Genomic DNA, 7,731 nt, shown 5'->3' with positions numbered 1-7,731 from the left:
CCCCGCATTCCGCTCCACCCCCAAGATTTCGGATCCGCCCGCAGAAAAGAGAACGCCGATCGTGATTCCCCGCCACTCCCTCTCCCGCAGCGTCGCCCTCGGTGCCGCCGGAGTGCTGGTAACCCTCGGACTGACCCTGACCCTCGGAGTCGCGGGTGCCTGGGCCGCGGACGGTTCCGACGGCATCGCCGGGGCCCCGTCGTCCAACGGCGGCGTGGACCAGGACCGATCGCGTTTCACCTACCAGGTCGATCCGGGCCAGGTCATCAACGACGAATACCTCGTCGAGAACACCGGTACGACCACGCAGGCCGTCACCGTCTACGCCACCGACGCGTACAACGCCGAGGACGGCACGTTCGCCCTCCTCGAAGGCAGTGAAGCCCCCAAGGATGCCGGCAGCTGGGTCACCTTCGAGAACGGTACCGGCCGTGTCTCGGTCACCCTGGAACCGGGCGCCCAGCAGGTGCTCCCGTTCACAATGAAGACCCCGGCCGATGCGAAGCCCGGCGACCACGCCGGCGGCATCGTCGTCTCGGCCCTCTCCCCGGCCGGGCAGGTCTCGGTCGACCGGCGCGTCGCCATCCGCCTGTATGTGCGCGTCAAGGGTCTCCTGCAGCCGGCGCTGACGATCAGCAGCATTGAATCCGCCTATGAGGGCAGCATCAACCCCTTCGCCGGCGACACGAAGATCCGCGTGAGCCTCACCAACACCGGCAACGTGTCCCTCGGGGCCAATACGGTCTCCCAGGTCAAGGGCATCTTCGGCATCCCACTGTCCGGGCTGACCGACCAGGAGATCTCGGAGATGCTTCCGGGAAGTTCCCGCACCGTGACGCTGACCGTCTCCGGCGTCGGCGCCTGGGTCTACCTCAACCCGCATGTCTCCCTCGTCGGCACGATCGACCCCGACGCACTCAACCCAGGAGCCCTGCCGACCGCGGAACGCGATTCGAGCCTCGTCGTGGTGCCGTGGGCCTTCCTGATCCTCCTTCTCGTCGCGGCCGTGACCTGGCTCATCGTGAGGCTCAGCCGCAAGCGCGACTCGGCCCGGGCTGCGGCGTGGATCGAATACACCGAGGCGGAAGCGCGCCGCAAGGCTCGCGAAGAGGCCCTCGTGGGCGCCAGCGCGGACGGCGCCGCCGCGCACAACCCGACACCGTAACCACTGCACTTCCGCACGCCTTGCTCCACTGCCCTGCAGTTTCACCCAGGCACCGCAGCTCCACCGCACCAGGATCCATCGGGGAAACACATGTTCCAACTGCCCATCCGTTCGACTCTCATAACCGGCGCACTGGTCGCCCTGCTGGCTCTGGTCGGGACGGTCTCCATCTCGTCCGTGGCGCAGGCCGATGACAGTGGGGTGGTTGCGCTCACGGTGAGTGTGGCCGACAAGCTTCCGAACGGGCCCGTCGAGATCCACTGTGTGCTCCCGGTCGGCTCGCGGGTCGATTCGGCGCCGGTGTTCGTCACCGTCCACGGGCTCAAGCCGTTTTCGCACGTCGAGGTCTGGGTGCACTCCACTCCGTTCCTGCTGATCAGCGGAAACGCCGACGCTGCCGGTGACTTCGCAGGCAGCGGCACCCTTCCCCCCGACCTCGAGGCCGGAGGACACACCATCGAGGTGATCGGCACCACGGCCGCGGACGACCCGTTCAGCCAGGTGGCGGCATCCTTCGCCGTGACGGACGCCGGAACAATCGGATCTGCAACGACGAGCGACACCAACGGCGTGCTCAGCCTCGTCGTGCCCGCCGCTGCCGTCGCCGCGTTCAATGCCCCGGTCCTGGTCTCGAACCGGTCGACGACCACCGGTGTCCTGGGCAGCTTCGCGGTCAGCGACTCTCGGGTGCTCACCCAGGAAGGCTGGATCCTGTCGGCCGATGTCGCCGACTTCGTGAACGCCGCGGACGGCAGCGTGATCGGTGCTTCCCAGCTCGGGCTCGCGCCGCAGCTGGTCAGCACCGACGCCACCGGGGTGAGCCTCGTCACCGCCCAGACCGCGGGTTCGGCGACGTATCCGATGAACCTCGCCGTGGCCGCCCCGGCCCAGACCGTGGGCACGACCGTGCTCAACGCCGGCCTCACTTTCGTCGCGCCGCCCGAGAAGTCAGTCGGCACCTACCGGTCCACCCTCTCCCTCACCCTCGTTTCCCAGTAGCCGGCCGGTCGCCGACTCTATCCTGTCGCGCTCGTACGGCACGGAATGAGCGAGGCTCGGTTTCCTGCTGTGTTTGCCTCTTGTTTGCCCGCCCGTCAGCTCGCCGAAACCTCGAATGGACTAACTTGACTGTGCTCACATCCGCTCACGCGCGCCTGATTCTGGTCGTGGCCCTCATCGCGTTCGCGCCGGTGGCGGGCCTGGCCGGACGCGCCATGAGTGCACAGGCGGCGACGGATGACCCGAACGGTGTGGGCATCAGCGTGGGTGTCGTCGGGCCGTCGAGCCGGGCGACGACAACCCCGGCCGTCACGAACCCGGTGAAACCCGTGGCCGTGCCCGCGGTGACCCAAACGACGATCAAGGACACCGCCGCCGCGGCCTCGGCGCTCGGCGCGAACCCGACCAAGATCGCGGGCGTCTTCTACGTGAGCGGCCTCACGACGCGCATCGATTCTGAGGCCGGGCCGGGCGGCGGCACCATGGTTCTCGACTTCACGATGCGCAACATCACGGATGCCCCGATCACCTCGAGCCTGCGCTTCTGGCTCGACAACGCGGTCGACCTCCCCGTCGCCATCGTCGACAAGGTCAGTATCGACAGCCTCGCCCCCAATGAGACCCGCACCGTCTCGGCCACCATTCGGGACGTCGGCCAGTGGGCCTGGTTCAAGGGTCACGTCACCATGACGCCTCCCGCGGACATCGGCGGCACGGCGCTCTCGCCCGTCACCCGGGACTCGTTCAGCATCATCCCGCCCTACTTCGCCCTGATCGCGCTCGCGATCGCCGGCGCGCTGACCCTGATCCTCCGCTTCGTGCTCCTCGTACCGCGGCCCACCCCCAAACTCGCGGAAGAGGTGGCGTCATGACGACAGCCAGGCTGCCCCGTCGTCCCCAACGCCCCACGGTGCCGAAGGTGCCGAGAATGCCGCGAGGCTGGGTCCCGCCGGTTTCGCCCGGCGTTTCCGAGATGCAGGCGGTCCACCCCCTCGCGGGACAGTCCGCGGGACCCCGGGACTGGTCACCGCCCGGCCCGGGCACTCTGGGCGGTGGTGGCGGACTCCCCGGCACACCGCCGGAGCGCGGCCGCCAGGGCAAGCCGCCGAAACCACCGAAGATCCCGACGCCGCCGCGGCGTAGCCCGCCGCCCCCTCGGCCGCCGGTCGTGCTCACCCAGCGCGACCAGGTCATCCGCTCGACCCTGGCGATTCTCGCCATCCTCATCTTCGGGTTCCTCGCCAACCTGACTGTGCTCGGCCAGCTGCAGCACATCGTGTCCCAGCAGCAGCTCACGAACACCTTCCGGTACGAGCTCGCCCAGGGAACGGCCCCGGTCAGCGAGGGCACCGTCGACAAGGTGCTGCTCACCTCCGGCACACCCGTGGCCGTGCTCGACATCCCCTCGATCGACGTGCACGAGATCGTCGTCGAGGGCACAGACTCCGGCACCCTGCGCGCCGGCCCCGGCCATCGCCGCGACACGCCGCTACCCGGCCAGTCCGGCATCAGCGTGCTCATGGGCCGCGCCGCCGCCTACGGTGGTCCGTTCGCCCGGCTGCAGGAACTGCGCCCCGGCCAGCAGTTCACCGTGATCACCGGCCAGGGCGAGCAGACGTTCTCGGTGCTCGGCCTGCGCTACGCCGGCGACCCCGCACCCGCAAGCCTCGGTGCAGGCAAGAGCCGACTGATCCTCGAGAGCGCCCGCGGGCCGGCCTACGTGCCGAGCGGCGTCGTGCGCGTGGATGCCGAACTCGTCTCCGAGACGAAGCCCGCCGGCAAGCGCCAGACCACCTTCGCGACCCTGCCCCTGCAGGACAAGGAACTCGCGACCGACACCACAACGGTGTGGGCCCTCGTCTTCGCCCTGCAGTTCCTGCTGGTCATCGAACTCGCCGCCGTCTGGGCGTTCCGCCGGGTCGGCCTCCGCAAGACCTGGATCGTCTTCCTTCCGGTTGTCACTGTCGGGGGGCTCTTCGTGGCCGACCAACTCGTGCGCCTCCTCCCGAACCTGCTGTAGTCCCGAACCTGCTTCAGTCCCGAAACTGCTGTAGACCAATGAAACGAGTGTCATGACCGACAATGTGCAGAACGACGAGCTCACCCAGGTGCTGCCGCCGGTGAAGGGACCGGTCCGGCGTGACCGCAAGCAGCGCGCGCAGGCGAGGACCGAGGCCCGGCCCGAGGTCGTGGCCGACGCGCCGGTCAAGGCTCCCCGGCTCGGAGGCTTCAGCGCGCCCTGGCTGAAGCGGCCGTCTGCCGCGGATGCCGGGGTCTACGCGAGCTTCAGCCCGCCGGTGCGCGAGATCGCACCACTCGCAACCCTCGAGGGCCGCAACGTCTCGGCCTGGTTCGGCGAACGCCAGGTGCTCGACCGGGTCAACCTCACCATGCCGGCCGGCATCATCACCTCCCTGATCGGCCCGTCCGGCTGCGGCAAGTCCACGTTCCTGCGCATCCTGAACCGGATGCACGAGCTCGTGCCGTCCGCGAGCCTCGCCGGTGAAGTCCTCCTCGACGGTGAGGACATCTACGACCCCGAACGCAAGCTCGTCGACGCCCGCAAGAGCATCGGCATGGTGTTCCAGAAGCCCAACCCGTTCCCGGCCATGTCGATCTACGACAACGTCATCGCCGGGCTCACCCTCACCGGCAAGCGTGCCTCCAACGATGAGAAAGACTTCCTCGTCGAGAGCTGCCTGACCAAGGCCGGGCTCTGGAAGGAGGTGCGCGACCGGTTGCGCGCGCCCGGTTCCGGACTCTCCGGAGGGCAGCAGCAGCGTCTGTGCATCGCGCGGTCGCTCGCGGTGACCCCGCGCATCCTCTTGATGGACGAACCGTGCTCGGCCCTCGACCCGACTTCCACGCGGGTGATCGAGGAGACCATGCTCGAGCTCGCCCACGAGGTCACGATCGTGATCGTGACGCACAACATGCAGCAGGCACAGCGCGTGTCGCAGAACTGCGCGTTCTTCCTCGCCGCCCAGGGCACGCCCGGCGGCATCGTGGAGCACGGGCCGACCGACGCCATGTTCGGCAACCCGATCGACAGCCGCACCGCCGACTACGTCAACGGCCGTTTCGGCTAGCCCCGGCCGGGTAAAGAAACGATGGGGGATTCTCAAAGCATAGACAAACGTCTATACTTTGAGGACATCGAGAGTGAGGAACCCCCGTGTCTGAGAAGCCCACCGTCCTGTTCGTCTGCATCCACAATGCCGGTCGCTCGCAGATGGCCGCCGGCTATATGCGCGCCCTGTCCGGCGGCGCCGTCGAGGTGCGCTCCGGCGGCTCGGAGCCGGGTGACCAGATCAATTCGATGGCGATCCAGGCCATGAGCGAAGAGGGCATCGACATCTCCCAGGCCGTTCCGCAGCTGATGACCACCGAGCAGGTGCGCGAGTCCGACGTCGTCATCACCATGGGCTGCGGCGACGTCTGCCCGATCTTCCCCGGCAAGCGTTACGAGGACTGGGAGCTCGTCGACCCCAAGGGCAAGAGCATCGACGAGGTGCGCCCGATCCGCGACGACATCAAGGCGCGCGTCGAGGCCCTCCTCGCCGAGCTCCTGCCCGCGAGCGTCTAAGCCGACGGCCACGACGGGTGCCGCTGCTCGGGTGGCCACTTCGGCCTGCGCTCTTGGCGGGATTCGTCGTGGTTGAGCGCTAGCTGCGCGGCGCCGGGAACAGGCGGGGCCGGAGCCAGAGCGCCACGTAGACGAGGGCGACGAGGACGGGGACCTCGATCAACGGGCCAACGATGCCCGCGAGGGCCTGACCGCTGCCGGCACCGAAGGTGCCGATCGCGACCGCGATCGCGAGCTCGAAGTTGTTGCCCGCCGCAGTGAAGGCGAGGGTCGCGGTGCGCTCGTACGGCAGGCCGATGAGCTTCCCGAGCAGGAAGCCGGTGAGGAACGTCACAAGGAAGTAGACGAGGAGCGGCAGGGCGATGCGGGCGACGTCCTGCGGCCGGTCGATGACCTGCCTGCCCTGCAGGGCGAACAGGAGCACGATCGTGAAGAGGAGCCCGTAGAGGGCGAACGGCCCGACCTTCGGCAGGAACCGGGCCTCGTACCAGTCCCGGCCGCGGGTGGCCTCGCCCACCCGGCGGGACAGGTATCCGGCCAGGAGCGGGATGCCGAGGAACACGAGCACGCTCGCCGTGATGGCCCAGATCGAGAAGTCCGCGCTCGTGGTGGACAGGCCGAGCCAGGCCGGAAGGATCTGCAGGTAGAACCAGCCGAGCGCCGCGAAGGCGAAGACCTGGAAGACGGAGTTGATGGCGACGAGGAAGGCGGCGGCCTCGCGGTCCCCGCAGGCTAGTTCGTTCCAGATCAGCACCATCGCGATGCAGCGGGCGAGGCCGACGATGATCAGCCCGGTGCGGTACTCGGGCAGGTCGGGCAGGAAGATCCAGGCGAGCGTGAACATCAGCGCGGGCCCGACGAGCCAGTTCATCACGAGCGACGAGACCAGAAGGCGCTTATCGCCGGCCACGGCGCGGGCATCCGAATACCGCACCTTCGCGAGCACCGGATACATCATCACGAGCAGGCCGATGGCGATCGGCACGCTGACCGAGCCGATCGTGAACGCGCCGAGCAGCGTGCCGATGCCGGGGGCGGCGACCGCGAGCAGGAGGCCGAAACCCATCGCCGCGAGAATCCAGACCGGGAGGAGCCGGTCGGTGAACCCGAGACGGGCCGGAGCGGTGATCGGGGTGGCGACGGATGGAACGGTCGGGGTTTCAGGGAAGGGCATGGGGCTCCGCACCATCAGAAAATGAATAGATGAACGTCGATATGACGCGTTCCCACTCTATCGACGAATGTCGATTCACGGTCACCGTGCCGGTTGGGGGCTGAGTGCGGTCAGTGCCGCCAGCTTCTCCTTTCCGATGGGCTCCGCCGGCAGGAGGGCGACGATGGCCATTCGATCCGCGAGGAGACGCACCCGGTCGATCTGTTCGACCTCGCTCGAAGCGCGTGCTCGAAGGAACGGTGACGCCGGGCGGGCCGCGGCCAGGGAGGCGTTGACGACCCAGGCCCACGGGTGGATGCCGGCACGTTCGAGGTCGTCCTGCAGACCTTCGGCCTCGAGCACCGGGGTCGTCTCCGCGAGGGTAACCAGAATGACCTTGGTCAGGGCCGGGTCCTGCAGACGCATCAATGGTGTCGTGAACGGAAGCGAGTCGCCGATCTGCCGCGCCATTTCGCGGTGATAGGAACCGGTCGCATCCAGCAGGAGGAGCGTGTGCCCGGTCGGGGCGGTGTCGACGACGACGAATTTCCGGCGCGACTCATGGACGACCCGGGAGAACTGCTGGAAGACGGCGACTTCCTCGGTGCAGGGGGAGAGGAGGTCCTCGGCCAGTGCCGCGCGACCCTCCGCGTCCAGGGCCGTGCCCTTGGTGGCCATCACGTGGTCGCGATACGTCTGCACGGCCAAGGCCGGGTCGATACGGGACACCGCGAGCCCGGGCACGCTGCCGTGCAGGGTCTCGGTGAGGTGAGCGGCGGGGTCGGTGGTGGTGAGGTGCACGGCGTGGCCGCGTTCGGCGAGTGCGAC

8 protein-coding genes are annotated in these 7,731 nt (G+C 68.4%); 6 read left to right on the top strand and 2 right to left on the bottom strand.

What is annotated here, in order from left to right; genetic code table 11:
* From QN357_RS16295 to QN357_RS16270, 6 genes are all read left to right on the top strand, one after another.
* On the top strand, nucleotides 1-1,165 hold a 1,165-nt coding region (locus QN357_RS16295; protein ID WP_323505205.1), incomplete at its 5' end, for a WxL protein peptidoglycan domain-containing protein.
* 90 nt (nucleotides 1,166-1,255) lie between these two features.
* Entirely contained in the window at nucleotides 1,256-2,164 is a 909-nt protein-coding gene (locus tag QN357_RS16290; protein WP_134563950.1) for a hypothetical protein, read from the top strand.
* Between the two features lie 125 nt (nucleotides 2,165-2,289).
* Nucleotides 2,290-3,036 carry a hypothetical protein gene (locus tag QN357_RS16285; protein WP_323505203.1) on the top strand — a complete coding sequence of 249 codons (747 nt, stop codon included), beginning with the start codon at nucleotides 2,290-2,292 and terminating at the stop codon, nucleotides 3,034-3,036.
* 56 nt (nucleotides 3,037-3,092) lie between these two features.
* Nucleotides 3,093-4,184 (top strand): sortase, encoded by a 1,092-nt coding sequence (locus QN357_RS16280; protein ID WP_323505202.1) that lies wholly within the window; start codon nucleotides 3,093-3,095, stop codon nucleotides 4,182-4,184.
* Between the two features lie 286 nt (nucleotides 4,185-4,470).
* Nucleotides 4,471-5,253: a phosphate ABC transporter ATP-binding protein gene (locus QN357_RS16275; RefSeq protein WP_198413438.1), complete on the top strand. Its 783-nt coding sequence runs from the start codon at nucleotides 4,471-4,473 to the stop codon at nucleotides 5,251-5,253.
* 86 nt (nucleotides 5,254-5,339) lie between these two features.
* Nucleotides 5,340-5,750 carry an arsenate reductase ArsC gene (locus QN357_RS16270; RefSeq protein WP_322136237.1) on the top strand — a complete coding sequence of 137 codons (411 nt, stop codon included), beginning with the start codon at nucleotides 5,340-5,342 and terminating at the stop codon, nucleotides 5,748-5,750.
* Nucleotides 5,751-5,829: 79 nt separating this feature from the next.
* Here QN357_RS16270 and arsB read toward each other — a convergent pair whose 3' ends face one another.
* Nucleotides 5,830-6,924: an ACR3 family arsenite efflux transporter gene (gene arsB / locus QN357_RS16265; protein WP_134558193.1), complete on the bottom strand. Its 1,095-nt coding sequence runs from the start codon at nucleotides 6,922-6,924 to the stop codon at nucleotides 5,830-5,832.
* Between the two features lie 81 nt (nucleotides 6,925-7,005).
* On the bottom strand, nucleotides 7,006-7,731 hold a 726-nt coding region (locus QN357_RS16260; protein ID WP_323505200.1), incomplete at its 5' end, for an ArsA-related P-loop ATPase.

Origin of the sequence: Cryobacterium sp. RTC2.1, from assembly GCF_035018685.1 — a bacterium.
Taxonomy (GTDB): domain Bacteria; phylum Actinomycetota; class Actinomycetes; order Actinomycetales; family Microbacteriaceae; genus Cryobacterium; species Cryobacterium glucosi.
This window is presented reverse-complemented; position numbering and strand designations above follow the sequence as displayed.

What these genes read in the sequence shown, in the direction of transcription:
- QN357_RS16290 (WP_134563950.1), top strand. Translation starts at nt 1,256, where the DNA reads ATGTTCCAACTGCCCATCCGTTCGACTCTCATAACCGGCGCACTGGTC.
- QN357_RS16280 (WP_323505202.1), top strand. Translation starts at nt 3,093, where the DNA reads ATGCCGCGAGGCTGGGTCCCGCCGGTTTCGCCCGGCGTTTCCGAGATG.
- arsB (WP_134558193.1), bottom strand. Translation starts at nt 6,924, where the DNA reads ATGCCCTTCCCTGAAACCCCGACCGTTCCATCCGTCGCCACCCCGATC.